Annotated in this window: 19 protein-coding genes; 7 read left to right on the forward strand and 12 right to left on the reverse strand. The window is 36.5% G+C overall.

The window, feature by feature from the left end; genetic code table 11:
* Nucleotides 1–26: 26 nt before the first annotated feature.
* The gene (locus ABWU74_RS02555) at nucleotides 27–3,428 is read right to left on the reverse strand and encodes a class I tRNA ligase family protein (RefSeq protein WP_353289384.1); all 3,402 of its coding nucleotides are present in this window, start codon (nucleotides 3,426–3,428) and stop codon (nucleotides 27–29) included.
* Nucleotides 3,429–3,604: 176 nt separating this feature from the next.
* Between ABWU74_RS02555 and ABWU74_RS02560 the strand changes: the two genes are divergently transcribed.
* Entirely contained in the window at nucleotides 3,605–5,071 is a 1,467-nt protein-coding gene (locus ABWU74_RS02560) for a peptide MFS transporter (RefSeq protein ID WP_007548626.1), read from the forward strand.
* Between the two features lie 139 nt (nucleotides 5,072–5,210).
* Here the strand turns inward: ABWU74_RS02560 and miaB are convergent, their stop codons facing one another.
* The 3 genes from miaB to hemJ all read right to left on the reverse strand — a co-directional run bounded on the left by miaB (nucleotide 5,211) and on the right by hemJ (nucleotide 7,861).
* Entirely contained in the window at nucleotides 5,211–6,530 is a 1,320-nt protein-coding gene (gene miaB, locus ABWU74_RS02565; protein ID WP_010962578.1) for a tRNA (N6-isopentenyl adenosine(37)-C2)-methylthiotransferase MiaB, read from the reverse strand.
* 600 nt (nucleotides 6,531–7,130) lie between these two features.
* Nucleotides 7,131–7,379, reverse strand: coding sequence for a hypothetical protein (locus ABWU74_RS02575; protein ID WP_317586155.1), 249 nt, complete (start codon nucleotides 7,377–7,379; stop codon nucleotides 7,131–7,133).
* A 53-nt stretch (nucleotides 7,380–7,432) separates the two neighbouring features.
* Nucleotides 7,433–7,861 (reverse strand): protoporphyrinogen oxidase HemJ, encoded by a 429-nt coding sequence (gene hemJ, locus ABWU74_RS02580; protein ID WP_010082641.1) that lies wholly within the window; start codon nucleotides 7,859–7,861, stop codon nucleotides 7,433–7,435.
* Between the two features lie 55 nt (nucleotides 7,862–7,916).
* Here hemJ and pdhA point away from each other — a divergent pair, with 55 nt between their 5' ends.
* Both pdhA and ABWU74_RS02590 read left to right on the forward strand, forming a co-directional pair.
* Complete coding sequence (gene pdhA, locus ABWU74_RS02585) at nucleotides 7,917–8,897, forward strand: pyruvate dehydrogenase (acetyl-transferring) E1 component subunit alpha (protein WP_006279887.1); 981 nt, start codon at nucleotides 7,917–7,919, stop codon at nucleotides 8,895–8,897.
* Between the two features lie 408 nt (nucleotides 8,898–9,305).
* Entirely contained in the window at nucleotides 9,306–10,229 is a 924-nt protein-coding gene (locus ABWU74_RS02590; RefSeq protein ID WP_006279888.1) for an RluA family pseudouridine synthase, read from the forward strand.
* Between the two features lie 7 nt (nucleotides 10,230–10,236).
* On the opposite strand, the gene ABWU74_RS02595 is transcribed toward ABWU74_RS02590, so the two are convergent.
* Both ABWU74_RS02595 and aspS read right to left on the reverse strand, forming a co-directional pair.
* A complete protein-coding gene (locus ABWU74_RS02595; protein ID WP_006280528.1) occupies nucleotides 10,237–11,499 on the reverse strand; it encodes an MFS transporter in 1,263 nt (420 codons plus the stop codon).
* 61 nt (nucleotides 11,500–11,560) lie between these two features.
* Nucleotides 11,561–13,363, reverse strand: coding sequence for an aspartate--tRNA ligase (gene aspS / locus ABWU74_RS02600; RefSeq protein ID WP_209472897.1), 1,803 nt, complete (start codon nucleotides 13,361–13,363; stop codon nucleotides 11,561–11,563).
* A gap of 195 nt (nucleotides 13,364–13,558) precedes the next feature.
* On the opposite strand from aspS, the gene ABWU74_RS02605 reads away from it, so the two are divergent.
* The 3 genes from ABWU74_RS02605 to ABWU74_RS02615 all read left to right on the forward strand — a co-directional run bounded on the left by ABWU74_RS02605 (nucleotide 13,559) and on the right by ABWU74_RS02615 (nucleotide 16,941).
* Nucleotides 13,559–13,990 carry a hypothetical protein gene (locus tag ABWU74_RS02605; RefSeq protein ID WP_174515653.1) on the forward strand — a complete coding sequence of 144 codons (432 nt, stop codon included), beginning with the start codon at nucleotides 13,559–13,561 and terminating at the stop codon, nucleotides 13,988–13,990.
* Between the two features lie 3 nt (nucleotides 13,991–13,993).
* Entirely contained in the window at nucleotides 13,994–14,617 is a 624-nt protein-coding gene (gene ccmA / locus ABWU74_RS02610; protein WP_007548816.1) for a heme ABC exporter ATP-binding protein CcmA, read from the forward strand.
* Nucleotides 14,618–15,645: 1,028 nt separating this feature from the next.
* Complete coding sequence (locus ABWU74_RS02615; RefSeq protein ID WP_353289385.1) at nucleotides 15,646–16,941, forward strand: Na+/H+ antiporter NhaC family protein; 1,296 nt, start codon at nucleotides 15,646–15,648, stop codon at nucleotides 16,939–16,941.
* 519 nt (nucleotides 16,942–17,460) lie between these two features.
* Here the strand turns inward: ABWU74_RS02615 and ABWU74_RS02620 are convergent.
* From ABWU74_RS02620 to ABWU74_RS02645, 6 genes are all read right to left on the reverse strand, one after another.
* Nucleotides 17,461–17,616 carry a hypothetical protein gene (locus tag ABWU74_RS02620; RefSeq protein WP_167513690.1) on the reverse strand — a complete coding sequence of 52 codons (156 nt, stop codon included), beginning with the start codon at nucleotides 17,614–17,616 and terminating at the stop codon, nucleotides 17,461–17,463.
* Between the two features lie 326 nt (nucleotides 17,617–17,942).
* Nucleotides 17,943–18,245 carry a type II toxin-antitoxin system RelE family toxin gene (locus ABWU74_RS02625; protein ID WP_233395579.1) on the reverse strand — a complete coding sequence of 101 codons (303 nt, stop codon included), beginning with the start codon at nucleotides 18,243–18,245 and terminating at the stop codon, nucleotides 17,943–17,945.
* The gene (locus ABWU74_RS02630; RefSeq protein ID WP_010962565.1) at nucleotides 18,223–18,447 is read right to left on the reverse strand and encodes a hypothetical protein; all 225 of its coding nucleotides are present in this window, start codon (nucleotides 18,445–18,447) and stop codon (nucleotides 18,223–18,225) included. The genes ABWU74_RS02625 and ABWU74_RS02630 overlap by 23 nt, the downstream gene beginning before the upstream one ends.
* Nucleotides 18,448–18,541: 94 nt before the next feature.
* Nucleotides 18,542–20,248, reverse strand: coding sequence for an arginine--tRNA ligase (gene argS, locus ABWU74_RS02635; RefSeq protein ID WP_010962564.1), 1,707 nt, complete (start codon nucleotides 20,246–20,248; stop codon nucleotides 18,542–18,544).
* Between the two features lie 93 nt (nucleotides 20,249–20,341).
* Nucleotides 20,342–20,560, reverse strand: coding sequence for a hypothetical protein (locus ABWU74_RS02640; protein WP_010962563.1), 219 nt, complete (start codon nucleotides 20,558–20,560; stop codon nucleotides 20,342–20,344).
* A 195-nt stretch (nucleotides 20,561–20,755) separates the two neighbouring features.
* The gene (locus ABWU74_RS02645; RefSeq protein ID WP_209472893.1) at nucleotides 20,756–22,462 is read right to left on the reverse strand and encodes an ABC transporter ATP-binding protein; all 1,707 of its coding nucleotides are present in this window, start codon (nucleotides 22,460–22,462) and stop codon (nucleotides 20,756–20,758) included.
* A 1,115-nt stretch (nucleotides 22,463–23,577) separates the two neighbouring features.
* Between ABWU74_RS02645 and ABWU74_RS02650 the strand changes: the two genes are divergently transcribed.
* Nucleotides 23,578–24,441: an Rpn family recombination-promoting nuclease/putative transposase gene (locus tag ABWU74_RS02650; protein ID WP_265023279.1), complete on the forward strand. Its 864-nt coding sequence runs from the start codon at nucleotides 23,578–23,580 to the stop codon at nucleotides 24,439–24,441.
* Nucleotides 24,442–24,525: the final 84 nt, after the last annotated feature.

Here is a 24,525-nt window from a genome sequence, read left to right on the forward strand (position 1 = left end):
GCATAAACAATGACAACTTTCAACTACTAATAATTTAACCTAATACCAACTATCAAATTTTGGTACTCCTTAAAATAAAAGTTAGTTCCAATTTCTGTATTAATGTCCAAAGATAAGGTAAGGGTCTGCTCTTTTATATATTCAATCCACGTATTTATTGCTTCCTTAATTTTCTCATCTTCTGTTTTGATTATTACTCTGATTCTATCGGACATATGAAAATCAGCTTGTTTCCTGGTTTCCTGAATGAGCCTCACGACATCTCTTGCAAGCCCTTCTAGAATTAATTCATCATTTAGTTCAGTATTTAGAATGACAATCCCTTTATTGTTATCAAATACAGAGGAATATTCACTGTTTGCTTTTAACAATAGTTCATATTCGCCTTTTTCTATGATGCAATTTTCTGACTCATTACCTAAAAAAACTTGCTCATTTTCAACTTGCTTCCATTTTCCCTCTTTGACATATTGAACTAGTTTCTTAATTTTATCTGGTATTCTCTTTCCAAGCAGGGGAAAACTTAGCTTTAACTCTAGTGATGCAATATCTTCAAGTCTGTTTACTAACTCCAGTTTTTTTACATTTACCTCATCTTTTATCATCTCTTGATATTCATTCATGCTTGGTGTCATTCCAGCACTTTTTTCTTTCTGGATCCCAGTGTCAGCTACTCGGATGACAGGAGAGAACTCTGGGATGACAGGAGAGAACTCTGGGATGACGGGAGAGAGCTCTGGGATGACAGAAAACGGCTCACCTTCAAGAAAACTACAGGAAGACTGATGATAAATGATCATACTGCCAAGTGGCTGTCTGATACGTATGTTAAAAGTGTTTCTAATAGAGAGTGCAGAGTTGCATATCTCTCTCACCAAATCCATCTTGGCAATGAGCTGACTATCAAACTTCTCTAATTGTGGAAAATTAGCCAAATGAACAGATGTTTCTTCATACTTAAGCCCTTGCCATATATTCTCTGTTATAAGTGGCAACAAAGGAGCTGCAGCTCTTAGTATGTAATAAAAAACCGTATATAGAACATTATAAGCATCAGTTTTATCCTGATCCAAATCACTTTTCCAAAAACGCTCGCGACTGCGACGAATATACCAATTATTTAGCACTTCAAAAAAGTTCATTAAAATTTTGCAAGCCTCTTGGGAGTTATAGTTGTTCATAGAAGCTTGGATACCTTCTACAGCTTCAAAACACTTGGAAATCATGTAACGATCAATAGTGCTTTGATAATCCTTACAAACTTCAGCTTTAATTCCATCTGCATTTGCATACATAGTAAAAAAGTGATAACTGTTCCAAATAGGTTTTATTACGTTTTTCAGAACATCTCGTATTGAGTTTCCTTCTTTATCGAGTAGCAAATTACCACCACAAACAATAGATCCAGAAAGCATAAGAAAACGCAGTGCATCAGAACCGTATCTATCAAAAACCTCCATTGGATCTGCATAGTTATTCAAACGTTTGGACAATTTTTGCCCTTTTACATCCAAAACAACACCGTGGCATATGCAGTTCTTAAATGGTTCCCTATTAAACAAAGCAGTGGACAATACAAAGAGCGTATAAAACCACCCCCTGGTTTGCGCTATGTATTCAGTGATAAAATCCGCAGATTCAAACCACTCCTTATTTTCAAACGGATAGTGGATTTGCGCAAATGGCATCGAGCCAGATTCAAACCAGCAGTCAAACACGTCAGGTACACGGCGCATAACTGATTTTCCTGTTGGATCATCAGGATTTAGTCTTGTTAAAGTATCGATAAATGGTCTGTGCAAGTCGTCTATTTTAACATTAAAATCTCTCTCCAGTTCTTCTATTGAACCATATACATCTACTCTTGGATATCTCGCATCATCTGATTTCCATACAGGGATTGGCGTACCCCAGAATCGATTGCGTGAAATTGACCAGTCGTGTGCCCCTTCAAGCCATTTTCCAAATTGACCATCTCTAATGTGGTTTGGTATCCAATTAACTCTCTTATTTAGCTCTACCATTCTGCTTTTGAATTTTGTAACAGCAACATACCAAGAAGGCATAGTTCGATAGATCAAAGGAGTGTCAGTTCTCCAGCAGTGTGGATAATTGTGAATATATTGCTCAGTCTTAAACCAACTTCCCTGCCCTTTCAATTTTTTTATTACTGTATCATTGGCATCAAAAACATGAACCCCTGCCAAATCTGAAACTTCAGCAGTAAATTTTCCACTGTTATCAATTGGACAAATAACTGGAATATCATGGCTTTGGCAAAGGTAAAAATCTTCCTCACCAAATCCAGGAGCAGTATGCACAACGCCAGTACCGTCTTCTTCCGTCACATAATCAGCAATAAAAACGCGAAATGCATTTTTTGTGTCTTTAAAATAGTCAAACAGTGGTTTGTAAGAAAGACCTGCAAGATCATTCGCTTTAAGTTTTATATTGCAGTTTTCATATGGAATATTGTTTTGTTCAGAGTGGCTGATAAATTTCTCTAAGTAGCTTTCAGCAAAAATGTATATTTCACCATTCATTGAACTTCCTTCACTACTCCCTGTCATCCCAGTGCCCAGACACTGGGATCCAGAAATAGATTCCAGCGTCACGCGCTGGAATGACATCAAAGGGTGGACTGACACTGCACAATACTTAATATCTTTTCCTATTGCTAAAGCCAAGTTGCTCGGCAACGTCCAAGGAGTTGTAGTCCAAGCAAGTAATTTACACTTTCGTTTAACACTTTTAAATTGCTGTGGGTTTTCTAAAAGCTCAAATGCAACAGTTACAGCTTTGCTAACTTTTTCTCTATACGCGTTATCAAGCCTTGTTTCGAAATTAGATAATGGAGTTTCGCATGCCCAGCTATATGGTACAACGCGCACTGATTCATACACCAGACCCTTATCATAAAGCTGCTTGAATGCCCACATGACCGACTCCATGAATGATTTATCCATAGTCTTATAGTCATTGTGAAAGTCTACCCACCTTGCTTGCCTATTTACATACTTCTCCCACTCTGATGAAAATTTCATCACAGAAGTACGGCAATGATCGTTAAATTTATCTATACCAAACTTCTCTATCTCAGTTCTACCAGATATTCCAAGTTCTTTTTCTGCACCCATCTCAGCCGGCAATCCATGGCAATCCCAGCCAAATCTACGTTCAACCCTTTTTTGAAGCATAGTTTGATATCTTGCAAATGCGTCTTTGATGAAACCAGTGAGTAAATGTCCATAATGCGGAAGTCCATTTGCAAACGGAGGCCCATCGTAAAAGACAAAACAATTATCCTTGGAACGTTCTTCAACTGACCGCTCAAAAACTTTGTTTTCCTGCCAAAATTTTATGATTTCCTTTTCTAACGATAAAAAATCAGGACTACTTACTGTATCAGGATAATGCTTTGACTTCATGTTCGCTATGTAAAACTAAAGAATATAGGGCTTTCTGAAAAATTACAAATTCAAAAATATTTCCGTAGCTCACACCCCAACAAACTATTCTGCCGAGCTTCCAATACCTTTTTTTAAGTTTTACTTGCAGTTTTTATTGTTTTACTTAACATTAACCCAAGCTTTAGGGGTATTTTATGGATCAGAAGACAGATAAGTTTCCACAATTTTTAAAAATGTTGTGCTTTGTTGAAATGTGGGAACGTTTCTCTTACTATGGAATGAGGGCACTTTTGGTCCTATTTTTGACTTCTCACTTAGGTTTCACTGATGAGAGGGCCTTTACTATTTACTCATTATTTGCTGCAACAGGTTATGCTATACCAATACTTGGAGGTTTTTTAGCTGATAAGTTGATGGGATTCCGCAACATGGTGTTGCTTGGAGGGATAGTGATGATAGCAGGTCATGCTTGCATGTCATTGGTTAAGTTTGAACCAGGTTTATTATATTTAGGTTTATCTCTAATAGCCATAGGTACTGGTATGTTTAAAGGGAACGTAACTAACTTACTTAGTTCATGCTATGGCAAAGACGATCCTGAACGTAGCAGAGGCTTTACTTTATTTTACGTAGGTGTGAATATTGGAGCAATATTGGCTTCTATTTCATGTGGTTATGTAGCCCACTTGTTTGGCTGGCACTACGGCTTTGGTTTAGCTGGTATTGGGATGTCTATAGGGCTAATCTTTTTTCTCAAATTTCAGAATCTTTTAGGAGATAGCGGCCTTTCTCCTTATCCAGAGCTTATGAATAAGCGCATATTAGGGATTAAAATTTTTGGTATAGTATTGATAGGAAGCTTTCTGTCATCATCAATAATTGCTAAAATGCTTATACATAGTGAATTTTTTACTAATATGCTCATATTTATTGGAATAACAGCTCTGGGCATATTTATTTATATAATATCTAAATTATCAGCAGAACAAAGACGAAAATTAGTGGCATTATCTATTCTTGTGGTATTTTTCTTGTGTTTTTTTGCTTTAGAAATGCAGCTTGGCTCTTTGGTTAACTTATTCACCGAAAGAAACGTTATTAACAATGTATTAGGTATAACAATCCCAGCTTCAGTTTCTCAAGCCATAAATCCTTTGTCAATTATAATATTTGGCTTTCTTTTTGGAACATACATGAAGTTTAAGCAAAAATATGCAACTTCCATGTTTACCCTTGGCCTTCTGACAATGGCTATGTGTTTTTTCACACTGTACATAGGATGTTTAAACTCTAACATTGAAGGTAAAGTAGAATACTTATATTTAATAATTGCTATCTCCTTTATGGGACTGGGAGAATTATGTATTGCTCCATTAGTCCAAGAACAAGCAACTACACTAGCCCCCAAAAACCTTAGAGGAGTAGTGATGGGTATAGTAATGCTGTCATTAGCGTTTTCTAACCTAGCCGGAGTTGCAATATCAAAATTTATGTCAGTTCCTTCAGTAAATGGTAAAATAAATTATTTAGAATCTTTAGAAATATATAAAGAGGGTTTTTTAAAGGTGGGAATATTTAATTTAATGCTCGTTATTGTATTTTTATTCTTCTTCAATTTTATACATAAAGTTGTTACTAACTCATCTTGTACAAAAAATTGATATAGGTAAGCTCAAATTTGTAGGTTTAAGGTACCCGTTCAGCAGAGGTAGCAATTAAACTTTGTAACTTTTGAAAAAGATTATGATTGCATTTTTTCAATACTCTTTGCTTAAGATTTATATTTAACGCTGCTTAAAATCAGTGAAATGCACACCCCAGCAAACTACTCTGCCGAGCTTCCAACACTTTCACATTTACTATTTTGTCCCTGTATTTATCTTCAGAATCATCAATGCACACTGATTGCATATATGGGCTTTTACCAATAATTTGGTTTTGGTGTTTACCTTTTTTATCGCTAAATAGAACAGGTATAGTTTTACCTACCATACTCTGGTTAAACTCAAGTTGTTGCTTACTAATTAATTTCTGTAAACGAAGAAGGCGCTCTGTTTTAACCTCTTCTGGTACTTGATCTTTTCTTTCCGCTCCCGGTGTGCCTGGTCTTGGGCTGTATTTAAAACTATAAGCCTGAGCATATCTAACTTTTTCTACTAATTTCATAGTTTCTTCAAAATCTTTTTCGGTTTCTCCAGGAAAACCAACAATAAAATCAGAAGAAAATTCGATTTCAGGTTTCAATTTGCGAAATCTGTCTATTATTTCCAAATACTCCTCTGCAGTGTGTTTCCTGTTCATCGCGTGCAATATTTTATTCGAACCAGACTGCACAGGCAGGTGAACAAACGGCATGAGCTTTGGCTCTTCCGCATGTGCCAAGTAGAGAGATTCATGCATATCTCTTGGATGAGAAGTTGTATAACGAATCCTCTCTAGCTTTTCAATTTTAGCAATATGACTAATTAATTTTCCTAAATCCCACACTTCCCCTTCGCACTCCCCATGGTAAGCATTGACGTTCTGACCAAGCAAATTGATCTCATTTGCCCCATTTGCAACTAATTTCAATGCTTCACGAAATATTTCATTCACTGGCCGTGAATACTCAGCTCCACGAGTATAGGGCACTACACAAAACGTACAAAATTTATCACAACCCTCTTGTATGGCAAGAAACGCAGAAGACCCCTGGCTATTGCCATAGCATTCATCTGGCAATTTATCAAACTTTGCAACTTCAGGAAAATCAGTGTTTATTACATGACCTTTACTTCTGCTTGCTTTGACTATCAGCTCCGGTAAGGTAGCGATACTCTGCGGACCAACAACAATATCAACAAAAGGAGCCCTTCTGAACACTTCTTCTCCCTCTGCTTGCGCTACACACCCAGCCACCACTATAGTCATTTCTTTTCGTAACGAATGAATCTTCCCAAGCTCTGAGTAAAGTTTTTCTGCTGCCTTCTCTCTAATGTGACAAGTATTCAGTATCACTAAATCGGCTTTCCCTGCATCACTAACAACGTTGAACCCCAAAGGTTTAATTACATTTTCCATTAAAACGGAGTCATAAACGTTCATCTGACAGCCGTAAGTTTTAATATATAGGCCTTTCATATTTGGTATGTCTTTTTCAAAATTTCTTCACCCTACACGTAAATGTCTAACAGACCAGCGCGTGACGCTAGTGAACTTGCTAGCACAATAGATTTTGACAAAATTATACGAAAAACTGGATCCCAGTGTCAAGCACTGGGATGACAAGTTCTCGGCAACCCCTACGTCATACCATCACGGTATCTCTAGATCCCGCTAACAAGTAGCGGGATGACGGTTGTCATGGTGTCATGAAAGTAGCTAACACTGGCTTCCATCCAAGAGGGCAGTGCCCTCTTCTTGTCATCCCAGTGCTTGACACTGGGATGGCTTTGTTGCATCGCTACTTATGAAAGGCTAACTATAGTTAGGATTATAAGCAACCTATTGAAAATCTTGTTTTTTTGCAATCAATCTGATCAAATTTAAGAATAGTAATTTGTTATTTATATTAATAAATTTAATTCTATTGAAAATAGCTAAAGCATTGAAATTCTTGAATTTTAGCCGGATTGGTAAATGGTAGTGAAATTTCTTTTACTCAAATTTAGGTATTCACTGACCGTTCTTGTTATAAATACCAGAATAATAAGCTACTGATATTCTCTACCTTTTTTATCTTTATCCATCATAGCTAGCGATGCAACAAAGCCCACTGGGATCCAGGAAAAAGAATGGTGTCATCCGAGTAGCTTGACACTGGCATCCAGGAGACTTAATTGCAAGTAATGCATTGAGTTTGGTGAGTATGGGTTTTGCGTTATAGAATGAAGCACTTTTGGTGAATTTGTAAAGAAAGCTGGATCCCAGTGTCAAGCACTGGGATGACAAGAAAGGGAGCACTGGAATTTTTATTTCAGTATTGTACATTAGCCATGCATCTGAACAGATACGAGCTTTCTGCTTTTTTTGGGTAAGGTCAGTCAAAAAGGTTTTACAACAACCATAATAACTATAACTATTATCAATACTGTAACTGCTTCATTTAAAACGCGAAAATAAATATGTGACTTCTTATTCGAACCCATTGCAAAATTTTTCCTATATTTTGCAAGTAGCATATGAATAATTAACATCAAAAGTATTGCAAATGCTTTTACATGAAACCATCCTTCACGATATGCTTCCCTAATAACCATTAGTGTAATTCCAAGACCAAGTGAGAAAAGCATTGCAGGGTTTATGATATATCTAAGTAGCCTCTTTTCCATTGTTTGAAGCAAGCTATCATTTTCCGATCCCGGTTTTACAGTTGCATGGTAGACATAAAGCCTGGGTAAATAAAGCATACCTGCCATCCACATGATAACAGAGATAACGTGAAAAGCCTCAAGCCAGTGGTAATAGTTCATTAGCAAAAATTTAAAATTCCTGGTATTGTGTTAGTTTAATGAAAAAGAAATCGATATGAAAGCAGAAAATTTCACTAAAGAACAGATAATTGGATTCTACAGGAAAATGCTACTCATACGCAGATTTGAGGAAAAAGCAGGACAATTATATGGGATGGGATTAATAGGCGGGTTCTGTCACCTATCAATAGGACAAGAAGCAGTTGCAGTTGGAACTCAAGCTGCATCAAAATTAGGTGACGCTTTTATCACAAGTTATAGAGACCATGGCTTAATGCTCGCATGTGATTCTGATCCAAATGTTGTAATGGCAGAGCTTACCGGCAAAGAAACAGGATGCTCGAAAGGTAAAGGTGGTTCGATGCACGTATTTGACGTTGAAAAAAAATTCTTCGGCGGGCATGGAATAGTGGGAGCACAAGTTCCAATTGGCACAGGAATAGCATTTGCTAATAAATATAAGAAAAAAGATAATGTGGTATTTACATATTTTGGCGACGGTGCTGCAAATCAAGGACAAGTATATGAATCGTTTAATATGGCATCTTTGTGGGAGTTGCCTGTGGTTTACATCATAGAAAATAATGAATACGCAATGGGAACCTCCGTGCAAAGGTCAACTTTAGTAACAGAGTTATATAAAAGAGGAGAAAGTTTTGGTATTCCTGGAAAACAAGTTGATGGAATGGATTTTTTCTCTGTTTATGAGGCTACAAGCGAAGCAGCGGAACACACACGCAGCGGAAAAGGGCCTATCCTGCTTGAAATGAAGACATATCGATATCGCGGTCACTCAATGTCAGATCCTGCTACTTATCGCTTAAAAGAAGAAGTTGAAGATATGAAGCAAAATCATGACCCTATAAGCACTTTAAAGAAATACATGACAGATAATAAAATGGCTTCAGAAGAAGAGTGCAAAGTAATTGATAAGGAAATACGTGATTTAGTAAAAAAGTCGGAAGATTTTGCCAAAAATAGTAAAGAACCAAGCGTTGATGAGCTGTATACTGATGTTTATAAATTTGTTAGCTAATTTTTTTATCCAGAACTGTACAAACATTGTATAGTAAACGATGTCATCCAAATAGCTCCTTCTCCCGTCATCCAAGTGCCCTCCTTTTTTTGTCATCCCAGTGCTCTGACTACTTGGATCCAGCTGAGTTGGTGAGTATAAAAGTATAGCTAACGCAAGCTCTACGTCATGCCGCCGCGAACCGTCATACCGCGATTCATTCGCGGTATCTCTAGATCCCGCTAACAAGCAGCGGGATGACGGTTGTCAGGCTAGCTGTCATCTCAGTAGTCTCCTTCTCCTGTCATCCGAGTAGCTGACACTGGTTCCTTTATGACGGCAGTAGCCCCTTCGGTGTCATTCCAGTGCTTGACACTGGAATGACACCAATAATTGACATTTCACTAGATATTCATTATAAATAATGGAATGCTACAAAGTATAAAAACCATATTAATAGAAGACGATAACGTTAGGCTGGATAGGTACATCAGAAGAATCTTTCCTGATCTAAAGCAATCTGTAATTGAAAAATCTTTAAGGAAAGGATTAATCAAAGTTGATGATTGCAAAGCAAAGTCCAGTGATAGAGTAAATTCTGGGCAAACTATAACGCTGAAGCACTTGAATTATATTGAAAACGCTAATTCTGATCGCAAATATAATGAAAAGTTAGTGAATCTACTAAGAGAGAACATATTATATGAAGACGAATATATACTAGCTATAAACAAACCCGCAGGGGTCATCGTTCAAGGTGGCGTAAAAGTAAAGATTAGCATGAGTGATTTGCTTGACCAAATAAGAGAGGGAGAAACATTTAAAATTGTCCATAGGCTAGATAGAGATACGAGTGGAGTGATAATATTCGCACGCAACGCTAATGTTGCCAGATACCTTATGGAAGAATTTAAAGGACGAAGAGTAAAAAAAACTTATTTAGCATTAACTTCTGGCATACCGAGCAAGGATAGTGGAACAATAGACTATCCATTGGTGAAAAAATATGTTTCAGGTCAAGAAAAAGTGGTCGTTGATGAAAATTCACCTCAGAATGCCACTACGCATTTTTCAATTATAGCAAAATCCAAACACAATGTTGCTTATTTAAAATTACAACCAATTACCGGCAGAACCCATCAGTTACGTGCACATTTAGCTCATATAAATTGCCCTATTCTTGGTGACGGTAAATATGGTGGTAAAAAAGCTTTTATTGATGGGATAGCAAATAAAATTCACCTTCATTCGCATTCTTTATCTTTAAAACTGCCAAACAATAAAGAAATCACTATCACCGCTCCTATCACTAAACACATCGAAAAATCCATTGAAGCGCTATTTTTCGACTGAAACGATTTCACCAATCAACTTTTCTGTCTTTGGCTTTAATTTGAAGCACAGATATTAGGCTAATTAATGCGCAGGCAGTAAGATAAATGCCTGCTGCAAGTTTTGTTTCGGTTTTTTCTATAAGCCACATGCATATGTATGGAGAAAGGCCACCAAAAATTCCTGCAGATATATTATTTGCTAAGCTTACGCCAGTGCATCTTACTTTTGTTGGAAACAGTTCACAAATAACAGAACCATATATTCCAAAAGATGCACCTACTGGTATAGTAATCAATAAGTAAGTTATTATTACGACATAGTGGTTAACGGAAGATAATAATGGTAATACACATGTACCAATCAGAGATAGCATAATCAGTACAGGAATCATTACGCGTTTTCTTCCAACTTTATCAGATAAAATTGCAAAAAGTACCGCAGATGCTGCAAATACAACCTGTATTACTATCCTCATTAAATCTTTAACACTAATAGATAAAATAACTAGCTCTTTTATTGATATATTATAAAACATTATTGCTGCGTAGACAATTGCATTCTGAGCAATTCCCAGATTGATTGAAATAATAAGCGGTCTTTTATAGTTTCTTACTAGTTCTAACAATGGTGAATGTGCTAAATTATTAGCGTACTTATTAGTTTTATATGCTAAGCTTTCTTTTAATATGTACCTAGTTAAAAAACCTATTGTCCCCAAAAAAAAGCAAAAATAAAAAAGCAACTTCCATCCCCATATTTCATAGTTCTCACCTGTAACTCTTTTGCAGATAAATATCATTGTTATGCATAAGAGCGTTCCAAGGGCTCCGCTAAAGGGCTTCATACTTCCTAAGAAACCTAGATTTTTTTTATCTTTTGAATGCTCTATCGTAAATGCTGTATTAATGCTTGTTTCACCTCCTGCAGTTATTCCTTGCACTATTCTACAAAACACAAGCAATACAGGTGAAAGCAACCCTATTTCTTTATACCCAGGTATAATTCCCATAATTGTGGATGATATTGAAATTAATATTACTGAAGTAAGTAAAGTCTTTCTTCTGCCATACTTATCTCCCATATAACCAAAAATTACTGCACCAATTGGTCTAAACGCAAAACCAATTGCAAAAACACCAAGGAATTTGAGTGTACTCAAATAATGATCTTCTGATGGGAAAAAAACGTTGATGATTGTATCTGTTAATACTCCAAAAAGAGTGAGTTCATACCACACAATCATGTTACAGATCATGCCCGATAGTATTGCTTTTTGGATATTATTCATGGTCTTTCAATTTAACATAACCTAATATATCATTAACCGGTGCTCCTTGCTATAAAATTTTTCATTCAATAACCTTCAAGGATAATTCACGTAAATGCTTATCCTCCACCTTGGAAGGAGCACCCATTAGAACATCTTCACCTTGCTGGTTCATAGGAAAACAGATTACTTCACGAATATTTGGCTCATCAGCAAGCAGCATAACTATTCTATCAACTCCTGGTGCTATTCCACCATGAGGAGGAACACCAAATCTGAATGCACGTACAAGTGCACCGAATCTTGTATCAACTTCTCCCCGGCTATAACCTGCAATGGCAAAAGCTTTATACATGATATCCAGTTTGTTATTACGAATCGCCCCACTTGACAGTTCTATTCCATTGCAAACAAGATCATATTGGTAAGCAAGGATATCCAGTGGATTTTTGTCCTCTAAATCTTTCAGAGCACCGTGTGGCATGGAGAATGGGTTATGAAAGAAATCGATTTTTTTACTTTTATCGTCATATACAAAATATGGAAAATCAATGATCCAACAAAACTTGAAGATATTATCATCTATAAGACTGAGTTCTGACCCTAAAAGAGTGCGTACTTTTCCTGCAATGTTTGCCGCCTCATTCTCTTTGTCAGAAGCAAAAAATACACTATCTCCTGGCTCTATGTTTGTTGCTTCTCTTATGTGGTTTAGCCTATTTTCATCAAGAAATTTAGCAATTGGGCCTTTCGCAGTTCCATCTTTATCAAACGTTATATATCCGAGACCCTTAGCACCGAATTCTTTTTGCGCATGTTCTATCTTTTTATCAAAGAAGCTGCGTGGTTCCTCTGCTGTTTTAGGTGCAGGGATGGCTCTCACTACCATACCACGCTCAATATTGCTTTTGAAAATATTGAACCCTGAATCACGAAAAATTTCTGTAACATCGCTGATTAATAGTGGATTGCGCAGATCTGGCTTATCAGAACCATATTTAAGCATTGCTTCTTTATATGTAATACGTGGAAAATCTTTATCAACAGACTTACGAGAAAATTTAGCAAACACTCTATATAAGGTAGACTCAATAATCTGAAAGATGTCTTCTTGAGTTACAAAAGACATTTCAAGATCTAGCTGATAAAACTCTCCCGGAGAACGGTCAGCCCTTGCATCTTCATCACGAAAACACGGTGCGATTTGGAAATATTTATCAAACCCTGAGACCATGAGCAACTGTTTGAAAATCTGCGGAGCTTGTGGCAATGCATAGAACTTGCCAGGATTTAGCCTGCTTGGCACTAGGTAGTCGCGTGCTCCTTCAGGAGAGGAAGCAGTGAGTATTGGAGTTTGAATCTCTAAAAATCCTCGCTCTATCATGAGCTTGCGGAGTTCTGCAATAATTTGTGAGCGCAGAATAATATTGTTGCGGGCTTTTTCACGCCTTAAATCAAGAAAACGATATTTAAATCTCATATTTTCCGGATATTCTTGTTCGCCAGCAATGCTCGCTAATATACTTCTTTCTTCTTTCGCTATTTCTTCATCACGGTGGAACTCGACTTCCGATTCAACGTGCAAATTGCTAACTACAACCTCAATTTCCCCAGTTGCGATAGAGGTGTTTACCGTATCTTCAGTTCTAGCTTCAACTATTCCTGTAACAGTAATTATACTCTCCAATTTTAAATTTGATATCTCATCAAAAAAGTCTTTGTCATTATTCAATACTAGTTGAGTGATTCCATAGAAGTCTCTTAAATCAACAAAGATTAGGTTACCGTGATCGCGCTTACGGTATAACCATCCAGAGAGGGTAACTTCCTTTCCTACATCATTCTTCCTTAATTCATTGCACGTGTGAGTCTTGTAGCAGTTCATATTTGTTTCACTTCTAAATTCTTTAAAAAGTATAGAAATAAACCTTACTACATACAAGCCCATTCTCAGATATTTGTCCAATTTACGAAATAGAGCAGTATTACTTTTATACTGTCTTTACCCGCAAAAAAATTGCACAATTTCTATAATTATGGTATAATAGTAAGGGTATTTTTAATGAATTAGATACAGGAAATGCCACTTACACAGATCATATTATATAGCGTAACATTACTTGCTGTAGCTGCAGTATTTCTCTTTTTGAGAAAAATATACAAAAATCGCATTAGAAAAATCATATTTCCTAGAAAAGTTTTTAAAGAAGAGTGGGAAGAAGACAGAAAATTCAATGAATTATATCAAAAAAATAAGCAAAAAGAGTTGATGAAACAACAAGAAACGCTACGCGAGAAACAAAAAGATGTGCAAGTTTATAAAGAAGATCCAGAAATAGTTGACATAGCAAAACCGGTAGGTAAATGGACAAAGATGGTTATGATGGGTAATGGTTTAATGCAGCGTTTTGCACAATTGATACATAGAGAAGGCGGACAGAAAGGATTTTGGGAGCTGTTTGTAAAAGCTCAGGCTTCAACTCAAGGTAAACATAAGGGAAAGGGCAGATAATCCATGCTTGAATGTGAAAATTTATCCTGCACTCGTAATAATAAGGTACTATTTAAGAATCTCAGTTTTAAAGCTGAGCTAAAATCAAAGATTCTAATCACTGGTCCAAATGGTAGTGGTAAAACCAGCTTAATTAGAAGTTTATCTGGACTTTTACCGCCGGTATCAGGCAATATAAGGCACTGCGGAAAAGATATATATGATGATCCAAAATCCTATATATCTTCTATGGTCTATATAGGCCATAAGAATGCCTGTAAAGATAGCTTAACTGTTGCTCAAAACGTAGAATTCTGGGCAGGAATACGAAATACTAGAGAATTGATTGTGGCAGCTATTTGTTGCTTGCAGTTGCAACCTGTACTTAATATTAGATATGGCGAACTTTCTGCAGGCTGGAAAAGGAGAGTTGCGCTTGCTCGCCTCTTGATTTCTAATGCAAACGTTTGGCTGATAGATGAACCATTTTGTAATCTTGATAGTGCAACGTGTGAATTAGTGCTGAACCTAATCTCAATACGCTCTGAGCAAAATGGTATAGTAATTATTACAGGGCATAGCTCTACAGAGCAATTGTGTGATTTTACAACGATTGATATACGTAATTTCAATAGACTTCTTGTATAGTTTTTGGCAACAACCGCTAGAAATAAAAAACTTGCTTGACAAACTCCGCCAGCCCCCTTATCATAAACACTGAAGCTATTTATTTATCTTCTCTGTACAGATTAAATGACAAAAAAACTCACGTATCTGGCGTCTCATGTTTAATTTTTTGCACTATGTGCACCTTATGTCTTTATCAAACTTCTACCTACATAAGCTGAAACGCGCTTATAAAGCGTTTAAAACATAAAAAAACGCCAACTTAAAAAATGGATAGTGAATAACTAGCTACCCTAGGGTTTCTTTTGCCTTTTTTTCTGTTTAGTAAATTTCTTAAACATTTATAGCTAAGGTTAGTTGCATTTAAAAGCAGCTGAGTCGCGGTTATTAAGCGTTTAGAATAAAAAAACGCCATACTTGAAAGTATAATGTAAGTAATTAGCCAACTACGGGGCTTCTTTTGCCTTTTTTTCTGTTTAGTAAATTTCTTAAACATTTATAGCTAAACGACAACCGTCATCCCGCTGCTTGTTAGCGGCTAAGGGATACCGCGAAGGGATACTGCGAATGAATCGCGGTATGACGGTTAATTATTCTGCGGCGGTATGACGTAGAGCTCGCGTTAGCTATACTTTTATACTCACCAACTCAGTATCCAATCTGGATCCAAGTAGTCAGCTACTTGGATGACAACCTGTTGAGGCTGCGCTTACACATTCCACTTTCTATGCTCACCAAACAAATTTGCTTACTCGCAGCAAAATTTTCTGGATCCAAGTAGTCAGCTACTCGGATGACATCTTTGTGTTTGAGGCAAAACCAGCTATAACATTTCTTCGCAAACAAATGTTCGTACAGTTGTGCGCGTGATGCTGGAATCTAGACAACAATTAGATCCTATTGTCAAGCAATAAGCTACATGTGCTATTTATTTAGTAGATTAAATATGAAGTTTAAAACTCTGCTATTGACTTCCTGTAGAACTAGTGAAAACCAAACTTGCTTAAAACCACTTAATTAGTTATAGTTATAAGTTTAGGTACAGTAAAATGACAGCTTTTGTCCCCTTGATTATTTTTTTAATCTTGTATCTTGGAAGTGGTGCTTATTTTTCTTTTATCGGAACTGATAATCCACTTCATCAGGTTTCACCAGTAATCTGCTTATTACCAGCACTATTTTTTGCTGTCTCACGTGGTACAAATAAAATTCAGCATAACATCGATACTGTTATCAAGGGCATGGGTGACAAAAACACCCTTACTATGTGTTTAATTTTTTTATTTTCTGGAGCATTTTCTGCGGTGACTCAATCAATCGGTAGCGCAGACACTGTTGCTAATTTAATTCTTAATTTCCTTCCAGCAAGATTACTGCTGCCTGGAGTATTTTTGGCTTCTGCTTTTATTTCAACTGCAATTGGCACATCTATGGGAGTTGTTGCGCTGATGGTACCTATAGCTGTTAATCTGGCAAAAAGTGGAGCTTTTGGTCTCGAAATAGGAGCTGCAACTGTAGTAGGTGGTGCCGTGTTTGGCGATAACCTTTCGATGATATCTGATACCACCATTGCATCTGTTTCTTCACAGGAAGCTTCAGCAAAAGATAAACTTAAAATGAACTCTAAAGTTGCACTTATTGCCAGCATTATAACACTCATCTACCTAGCAGTTGCCTCAAATAGTACAAAAATTATTTCTATATCAAATTTAGATTATTATTCTATAATAAAAATTATTCCTTACATTTCTTTAATAATCATGGGGCTGCTTGAAGTCGCCACTTTAGTAACAATAACTATAAACATAATTATTGCTGGTGTGCTAGGAATAACTTTTTTTGACTATGCTATCATTCAATTTCCTCATGACGTGTATGACGGTTTCAAAAAAGTAAACGAAATAGTGATATTTGCTCTATTTATCGGTGGATTGAGCCATATAATGTACAAGCAAGGTCAAAAAGCGTTGCATAAACTCATCGATGAAAGCAATATCACAAAAACTAAAGCTGAATTTGTGATAGCAGGAATTGCGTCTATGTTTACTACCTTAGTTGCCAATAATACCATTGCTATTTTACTAAGTGGTGGCATTGCAAAAAGGCTTGCACAAAAACACAGTATTGCGCCACATCGCAGCGCATACTTATTAGATGTTTTTGCTTGTGCTACAAAAGGTATCTTACCTTATGGTTCCCAACTATTGCTAGCAGGTAGCATCGCCTCTGTATCACCTATTTCTTTATTAACACAGGTATATTATTGCTTTATTCTAGCGGCAGTTACAATAGGCGAAATAATCATCAACAGCAGAAAAGAGAAACATTGTGCGGCTGCAACTTAGAGTTTCTCTTTTTTTACCCATAAGGAACGGAATTACTTGACACCCTTCGCCAACCCCCCTATCATGAAACTGAAGCTATTTATTTATCTTCGCAATCTGTGCAGGTTAATGACAAAAAACTTAGGGTATTTGGCGTCTCATGTTTAATTTTTCGCACTACGTGCATCGCATGTCTTTAAAAATTTTTAGGTTTTTACCTATATAAGCCGAAACGCGCTTACAAAGCGTTTAAGACAGCAAAAAACGTCAAATTGACAAGGGAGAATTTGAATGCTAGCTACTACGGGGTTTCTTTGCCTTTTTTCCTGCTTAGTAAATTTCTTAAACACTTGCGATGTAGGTTAGTTGCAAGTTAAAAGCAGCTAAATCGCTCTTAATCAAGCGTTTTAGAATAAAAAAAACGCCGATATTTTAGTACATAGTAAATAGCCAACCACCATGGGGCTTCTTTTGCCTTTTTTTTCATTTGGTAAATTTCTTAAACATTTATAGTTGCAATTTAAGAGCCCGTAAAGGGTGTCATTCCAGTGCCCCTGTGATGTATTCCAGTGCTTGACACTGGAATACAGTTTTCCATATAATCTCATCGAAAATGTTGTAACCACTTTCCATGCTAGTTTGCTTGTTCACAAGCAAACTTTTCTGGATCCCAGTGTCTGGGCACTGGGATGACAAGAGAAGGTACTAGCCTGACACCCTGACAACCGTCATCCCGCTGCTTGTTAGCGGGATCTATGCTAATGCCCTTTTATTCTTTCAATTATGTTATTTCCATTTAAATCTGTCTGTTCCGCAACTTCAGTGAATACAGTTGAATACTCCCTAAAACTGATTGTCATAACTTTACCCTACTTTGAATAATATTTTGATCATTACATATTGTAACAAAAAAAAATCAACTCATTTCTTCTAACGGCTCTATATTAAAGATAGAAAGTCCAGAAGCAATGACGTGTGCTAAGGCTTGGACAAGTTGCAGCGGTGAGATCTTTCTTATATTTTTAATTGTGTAATCTTCTGTGTTTGTAAATGTTTTTTCTATACCCCACTGCAGTAATAAGTACTTTACGTTCTGAATGATTTATGATGTAAATTATACGGTAGTTGCTAACCCTTATCCTATATTGCCCTCTAAAGCTATGACATAAAGGCTTTCCTAGATTAAAAGGATCAACTGTAAGGCGTTTCTTTATGGCCTCCTGAACCATTAATTTAATCTTTGCCGGAAGAGCTGGAATTTCTTTTTCAATAACATTTTTTAAGAATTTTATAGTGTAAGTTTTATTTCCAGATGTTTTCATCATCCTCTACTTCTTCTTCACCTTCAGAGAGGCGATCGTCAGCTATTTTGGATAGCTCTACATCTTCTTCGAACTCTTCTTCCACTAAATCTACTAAAACTTCAGGAATAGTTTTATTTTGAGTCTCTGCCATTTCTGTAAGATACTGAGCCAATTTACTGTCAAAACTTACATTAACATTGAGCTTTTTTTGACTGTGAGCCATATATTAACCAGAAAATACTACTATAAACTATAACATTTTTACTTAATTTTGTCAACTTCTCTATTCGTTGAAAAAACAATCTTGCATAAAAAAATCAACTCATCTCTTCCAAAGGCTCTATATTGAAGATAGAAAGTCCAGAAGCGATGACGTGTGCTAAGGCCTGCACGAGAAACATTCTTGCAGCGGTGAGGTTTAAGTTGTCTTCCAGTATGAAACGCATGTTTAAATCACTCTTGCCATACCCCCATAAAACGTGAAACGCTTCTGCAACTTCAAGTAAGTAGAAAGTAATTCTGTGTGGCTCACAAAGCCTTGCTGCAATTTCTACCACATCTGGCCACTTTGCTAAGGTTTTTATGAGGAAGAGCTCTCCACCTGTCCTTAAAAGTGAAGGATCTGCTGTTGGGAGCTCTTTTGGAGCATTACGCATTAACGAATGAGCACGAGCATGCGCATATTGCACGTAAAAAATAGGGTTGTCTTTTGACTGTTCTTTAACTTTAGCAAAATCAAAGTCCAAGACCATATCATTCTTGCGTGTTAGCATTATAAAACGAGTTATGTCCCTGCCAACTTCTTCCACTACATCTCTTGCTGTTAGGAAGTTTCCTGATCTTTTGGACATCTTAACAGGTTTGCCGTTCTCGAAAAAATTCACAATATTATGCAGTTTTACCTCTATTTTTGCTTGATCATCACTGAGCGCAGAGACGACTGCTTTGAGTCTTTTGACATAACCGCCGTGGTCACTACCAAGCTCTACGATCATATTGTTAAAACCACGCGATATCTTATCAAAATGGTAAGCGATATCCGAGGCAAAATAAGTCCAACTGCCGTCCTCTTTCTTCAATGCACGGTCAACGTCATCACCAAATTTTGTAGAGCGAAATAGCATCTCTTTTCTGGAAGTCCAATTTTCGCTTTCTTTGCCTTTTGGTTTCTCCAGGTACCCTTCATACACTAGACCCTTGTCAGACAATATCTTTATACTCTCTTCAATTTTGCCACTTTTTTGTAGCTCATACTCTGAAGTAAAAACATCATGATTTACTCCAAGTAAGTTCATGTCTTCCTTTATGATTTCTAAGATAGAACTTAAAGTATAGTCTCTAATCACTTGATTATCTTGCTTTTCTAGAAGCTCTGCGCCATATTTTTTGGCCAGCCCAGTCCCTATTGGTTTTAAATATTCACCTGGGTATAAACCTTTTTCGATGCTGATTTTTTCTCCCAGAGCTTCCTTATACCGCAAATATACTGACCGAATTAGCGTATCTATCTGCGCTCCAGCATCATTAATATAGTATTCCTTAGTAACTTTATAACCAACTTTTTTCAATAAATTTGCCAGAACGTCACCAAATACTGCCCCTCTTGCATGACCAATATGCAGTGGACCAGTTGGATTTGCAGATACAAATTCAACATTAATGGCCTGATTGTTCCCTATATCTAGGGTGCCAAACTCTGTTTTTAGCTCATTTATTTGTTTTAAAATTCCATGCCACACTTCTATTTTTAAGTGCATGTTGATGAAACCAGAGCCTGCTATTTCCACTTTTGCAACTTCATCAAAAAGTTCAAATTCTTTGGCTAAAACCTCTGCAATTTCAATGGGATTCTTCTTTTCATGCTTTGCAAGCACCATAGCAACATTTGTGTAAATGTCTCCATGGACTCTATTGCTTGGAGGCTCTATGATAAAGTTTGCTGCACTTGTGCTTATAACACCCCTTTGTTTCAACTCATTCAATTTACTAAAGATTAGAGAAGAAATCTGCTTAAAAATGTTCATTCACTATATTGCTATAAAATCTATAGCAGTATAGTGAATAAGTGGGACTAGTTGAAGGTTTATCTTAACTATTTTATCTTCCTGGATCAGAGTTTATATTAAGTCGTTGCCGTAACCATGGTAAGAGAAAGCCATACCTTCGCTGTAACCATCATTACCAGCATCAGGCTCTTCAACATCATCAGTTACTACCTGATCTTCAGTTGTGATTTTATCCTTGATCGTCTCGTCTACACCCTCATCACTATAAGAAAATTTGTTAGTATATGAATAGCGATTATTGATTTTATCACTATAGTTATGTTTTAACATAGAGACCTCCTATACAGTCAAAATTGGAATTACATTAAGATAGAACAAGCTATGAATATAACGTGAATGAAAGAAACTACAGATCACGAAATTTCCGGATAACTATGGAACCATTATAAAATAATAAAATTAAAAATTTAATAATTTTAATTATAAATCTAGCATATCAACTAACGGTATGATTTAAATTTTCTTTCAATTCCACTGTATCTTCGCCAGTTTTGCATATAGCCCGTCTTTACTTATTAGAGAGTCATGAGTGCCTACTTCTTCTACTTTTCCATGATTAATTACTATAATCTTGTCAGTCTTGAGTGCGGTTGATAGCCTGTGTGTAATTACGATTGTTGTTCTGTTTTGCATTAACTTGCTCAATGCTTTTTGCACGAGGTTCTCACTTTTGTAATCAAGGGCAGAGGTTGCTTCATCCAGTATTAAAACCTGAGGATTGTTGAGTATGGCCCTTGCTATTACAATACGTTGTTTTTGTCCTTCAGAAAGTTTTAATCCTCTTTTTCCTACAAATGTATCAAATTTATCAGGCAGCTTATCAATAAATTCCATCGCATAAGCGCTGATGGCTGCTTGCTTCACTTCCTCATATTCGGCACCTGGTTTGCCATATAGTATATTTTCCATTATTGAGCAAGAGAATATCATGTGATCTTGTGGCACTAAGCCAAACAACGATCTGAGGTCATTTAGCGCAATTGACTTAATATTGTACCCATCGATAGTAATGCTACCTTTGTTTGGATCATGAAAACGGAGCAGAAGCTTTAAAATGGTGCTTTTACCACTGCCAGATGGTCCAACAATTGATACTGCTTGACCTGCCTCTATAGAAAATGATACGTTATCTAATGCTGGCTTATCAGCATAAAAAAATGTTACGCCATTAAACGAAATTCCCTTTTGAACACTACAAATTTTTATAGGATCATCGGGATCTGCTATAGAGCTTTTCATATTTTTAAATTCAAATAAACGCTCTACTATTCCAAGACCTCGTTGTAAATCACTGATATTATCGCTCAAATTATTTATAGCTCCTGCTGCGAGCGCTGAATAAAACACAAATGAGGAGAGTTCTCCAATAGTTATATTATTGCTTAAGACTTCTTTAATACCAAAAAAGAGCAAAACAACTAGTGAACCTATCACACACGTGATAACTAGAGTTACTAAAATAGCACGCAAGAGTACTAATTTTACGTATGATTTTGATACTGAGTTTAAATGTTCCTTAAAACGGATTTTTTCGTTTTCCTCGAGTACAAACGATTTGATAGTCACTATAGATCTAAAATTTTCCTCACTAAATGACGCAAGCTCACTTAATTTATCCTGAGCAAAGCGTGCATAGCTACGCACTTTTTTTCCAAGTGAGGTCATGATAATGAGTAGTATAGGTATTATTGCGGCTGCATACGCAGTTAGTTGTATATTTGTATATAATAACATAGCAACACTGCCAATCAGAATCACAAAATTTCGTAATATGGTTAGTAAGCTGCTGTTTATTATTGATTGCAGCACAGAGGTATCAGTAATTAACGCTGAGATAACATCTTGTACGCCTGTGTTCTCAAAGAAACTTGGTTGCAAGTTAGTGATACTGCTATATAAGTCATATCTGATTCTTGCGATAACTTTCTCGCTGCCAATGCCAATGAAATATAACCGAGTAAATGCAGTGAGAGAAATGGCTAAAACTATAAGTATTGCAACTAATAGTTTGGTAGTAAAATCGTGCTCTGTGCCAGAATCAATTATATTGCTTAAGCCTCTGCCAAAGAGGAGGATCGTTAAGGCTGAAAATAAAACTGCAATAAAAGCTATGATGAAATAAGATAGATTAGGCTTTATATAGTAAAATAACTGCCTAATATTAGATCGCATCTTATTTTAAAGTTTCTAAAGTTAAGTATATAGATTTTAGTTTCAGGGGAAAGGGGAAAGGTGTAGTATGAAGCAATTTAGGTTCTGCAGCTGTTGTGATTTTAGTCCACCAAGAAAGGGTAGTAGCTCGCAGAAACAAAAAACTTACTTGACAAACTCCGCCAGCTCCCTTATCATGATAGTGAAGCTATTGTATTTGCTTTCGCCAATCTGCAGATTAAAAGGTAAGGATTACTTAATGTATCGGCGTCTTATGTTCAATTTTTTGCAGTATATAGATACTGTATGTCTTTACAAAACTTCATCTACATCTAGATTTTTATCTAAATAAGCTGAACGCGCTTATAAAGAGTTACAAGACATCAAAAAATGCCAATACTCGACAGAGATAGTAAAAGACTAGCTAACTCGGGGATTCTTTGTCTTTTTTTCTGCTTAGTAAATTTCTTAAACATTTGCAGCGTAAGTTAGTTGCAATTAAAAGCAGCTGAATTTCGCTTTTCAAGCGTTTAAAACATAAAAAACGCCAATATTTTAAAGCGGATAATAACCACGGGGCTTCTTTTGCCTTTTTTTTCATTTGGTAAATTTCTTAATGTTTATGGCTAAACGACAACCGTCATCCCGCTACGTGTTAGCGGGATCTATGTTAAGGTATGACGGTTAAGTAAGGGATCTATGTTAAGAGATACCGCGGCGGTGTGACGGTTCGTGGCGGCGTGACGATAAGCTCGTCATCCCGCTACGTGTTAGCGGGATCTATGTTAAGGTATGACGGTTAAGTAAGGGATCTATGTTAAGAGATACCGCGGCGGTATGACGGTTCGTGGCGGCGTGACGATAAGCTCGTCATCCCACTACGTGTTAGCGGGATCTAAAGATACCACGGCGGTGTGACGGTTCGTGGCGGCGTGACGATAAGCTCGTCATCCCGCTACGTGTTAGCGGGATCTCTTGTTAGCGCCGCGGCGGTATGACGGTTCGTGGCGGCGTGACGATAAGCTCGTCATCCCGCTACGTGTTAGCGCCGCGGCGGTATAGCTATACTTAAAAATATGGTTGAATAGTTGTTAATAATAGTGTATAATTATTAATCTTTTCTCAGTATTTTTACTATGGCTCTTTCTAAATTTCTCGATCCAAAATTGGACCTAACATTTAAAAAAATATTTGGTACTGAGAGAAATAAGAATATTCTTATTCATTTTTTGAACGATATTTTAGGATGTACTGAAGTCAACACTATACAAGAAGTAGAATTCTTAAGCACCATTATGGACCCTGAAATTGCTTCTGATAAACAAAGCATTGTTGATGTTCTTTGCAGGGATTCTAGTGGGAACAGGTATATAATTGAGATGCAGCTCACTCGTGATAAAGGCTTTGAAAAACGTGCACAACTTTATGCTGCTAAGGCTTACTCAAGACAAGCTGATAAATCTGGTAAATACGTTGATTTAAAGAAGATTTTCTTTATCGCGATTTCAAATTGTACCTTATTCCCTGATAAGCTTGACTATATATCTAGCCATACCATAAGAGATGAGAAAACCAATGAACATGACTTAAAAGATTTTCAATTTATCTTCATAGAGCTGCCAAAATTTCCTAAGAGTAGAGCAGAACAACTAGAAAGTGTAGTAGACCGTTGGCTATTTTTTTTCAAATATGCAGATGAAACAACGGACGAAGATCTCAGAAAAATTGCGGAAAAATCACCAATAATAAAGCTAGCATATGATGAATTAGATAAGTTTCACTGGAATGAAAAAGATCTAATAGCTTATGAAGAAAGAATAATGGATCTGCGCAAAGAAGAAGCCATTCTTGAATACAGACTTGATCTTGCTAAAGAGGAAGGTAGAAAAGAGAGGGAAATTGAAGTCGCAAAGAATCTACTTAAAGCAGGTGTTTCTTTTAATATTATAGCTCAAACTACTGGTCTTTCTATGAGTGAGATCAAAGAATTGCAGAATTAAGTGTGAATGGTTACGAAAAATATAAGTTTTTGCGATAAACGACATAGTGATGTATTTGTTGTTCAGCATGTCAGTGGAATATTT

Source organism: Wolbachia endosymbiont (group A) of Paraperithous gnathaulax (assembly GCF_964028485.1).
Taxonomy (GTDB): Bacteria; Pseudomonadota; Alphaproteobacteria; order Rickettsiales; family Anaplasmataceae; genus Wolbachia; species Wolbachia pipientis.